General features: G+C 54.8%; 1 protein-coding gene. It reads right to left on the reverse strand.

What is annotated here, in order from left to right:
* Nucleotides 1–126: 126 nt before the first annotated feature.
* Nucleotides 127–2,076 (reverse strand): M23 family metallopeptidase, encoded by a 1,950-nt coding sequence (locus tag NAC44_RS21100; protein WP_250943626.1) that lies wholly within the window; start codon nucleotides 2,074–2,076, stop codon nucleotides 127–129.
* Between the last annotated feature and the right edge of the window lie 264 nt (nucleotides 2,077–2,340).

The following is a 2,340-nucleotide window of genomic DNA, read 5'->3' on the forward strand; positions in this document are numbered from 1 at the left end:
AAGGAATCCCCAAAAACGATTCCGCGTTCATTGGACGTGCTCTAGAGCATTGTACCGAATCCGATTTTCGGCACGATGCCCTAAGGTGAAAATGATGCAGTCAGAGCGGAGCGGTGTTTTTCTCGCTCAATTGTTTGCGGCAAGCTGCCGATTTTTATCGGCACTGACGAGAAGATCGTCGATCCGCTTGCGTTCCTGCTCGAAACGGCTGAGAGCCTCGCCTTCAAGAGCCTTACCATCCGGCAGGCGCACTTTCATCGGATCGACCTTGGTGCCGTTGACGATGATTTCGTAGTGCAGATGCGGCCCGGTGGATTCGCCCGTCGTGCCGACCCAGCCGATGACCTGCCCCTGCTTGATATGGGCGCCCGGAACCACGTTTTTGGCGATCGCGCTCTGGTGATTGTAAGAGCTTTCGTAACCATTGGCATGGCGGATGATGGTCTGGTTGCCATAGCCGCCCGAATCCCATCCGGCCTTTTCGACCACACCGTCACCGGCGGCAATGATGGGCGACCCGGCCGGGGCCCCCCAGTCAACCCCAGTGTGCATCCGGGAATAGCCCAGGATCGGATGCCGGCGCATGCCGAAACCGGATCGGAACACACCGTTGGGAACGGGATTTCTCAGTAGAAATTGCTTGTTCGTCCGACCGTTTTCATCGAAATAATCGATCGATCCGTCCGATGGATCCTGAAACCGGTAAAGTTCTGTCGTTGTGTCGCCAAAACGGGTGCGCAGGAAGAGCAACTCGGCATCGGCGGCGGCCTTGCCGCTTTCATCGGCAGCGGAAAAGAAGGCTTCAAGCCCGTCCGTTGGCTTGAGCGGCGACTGCAGGTCGACGCTGCTGGCCAACAGCCGGATGATCTGCGCGGTCAAATTTTTGCCCATCCCATGAGAAAGCGCTGCCCGATAGATCCCGTCATAAATGCTCGGCATGTCGCGGCTGGCGCTGATTGAGGGGGCATTGTCATCAAAGGCCGTACGAATGGCGTCCAGCATGGGGGGCTCATCGCCTTTCACCAGATTGCCGCTGTCATTGACGGCCATGGTGAGCTGGTGCTCACCATTTCGGTAGAGACTGAAGCGAACAACCCGCGCCTCCTCGCCCCGCTGAATGATACCAATCCGCAGGACATCGCCGGGTTTGGCATCGTCGTATCCCAGTTGCAGGGCAATGCTGTCGGACATTGCCTTGGCGTTCGCTGCCGGATAACCTGCATTCGTCAGCGCTGTCACGATTGGCTGTGCCCGACGCACGGGAATGATATCGTCGGCATAGTCTTCCGTCTGTGACGTCACGGGCACCGGTGTTGTGACACTCAGATTCTGTTCGACGATTTTTGCCGCCATGGCGGCATTGACCTCGATATTGCTCTCTTCGCTGTCGAAGCGACGGGGATCGACATAATAAAGATTGGCAATCTGACCTGTGCCATCATTTAAAACGGTGCCATTTGAGCGCACGCTTTCCTCGACTTCTGCGGTTGTCATCGGCTTTGCCATCGCAAAACTCGACCCGCTCACGGGAAAGGAAATGGTCTTGAGACTGACTTCTGAATCGACATTCGAGCCATAGAGCATGCCGGTTTGCGGGGTTACCGTTGCATCGCCGCCAGCAAAAATGGAAAGCGGATCAAAGGGCGGATAGTTTTCCGGCGTGTTGGCACTGGCGGAAATCAGCATTTTCAAATGAGTGAATGGTTGTTTGCGAATAACGTCCTTGTCACCTTCATGGATGATCGTCGAGACGTCGAGCACAGAACGGGTGGCAGCCTGAGATGAAATGACCGTGCTGATCAATCTACCGCCGCGCTTGACCATGATCGGAGCATTCGGATCATGCAGATCGAGATCGGTTATGGCAAAGGCTTCAGCCGGCGTGGCCAGTTTCTGACGTCCGTCGAGTGCGGCAAACAGGGCAACACCCATCAGAACCGATGATGTCACTCCTGTCAGGAACGTGCCCGTGAGCCAACGAAGAGAGAGTTCCCGCTTGTCCGGTGACCGTGGACCATCCGCCAAAATCGGAGGCTCAAGGCCAAGAGAATAAGCGAATTGCTTGTCTGGGCTCATCAATATCCTGTTTCGTGCACCATCATGGTCATTTATCAGGGCCACCTTATAACGCAGACTGCTTGAGCTTCAAATGATTGAGTGCCCCAGAGGGATAAGTTTTCACTGTATGATGCGGCGAAGATAGGGGGCCTGATAGGGTGGCATACAGACTCAGTGATTTTGTTCGTCCTTTTTTCCCTTCAAATACAGTTGTTTATAAAAAAACAACATGGCGTTTATGAAAATGGTTTGACAGTAATGGGAGTTGGCCGTAGAAGGGCG

It is taken from the genome of Allorhizobium sonneratiae (assembly GCF_023700755.1).
Lineage (GTDB): Bacteria > Pseudomonadota > Alphaproteobacteria > Rhizobiales > Rhizobiaceae > Allorhizobium > Allorhizobium sonneratiae.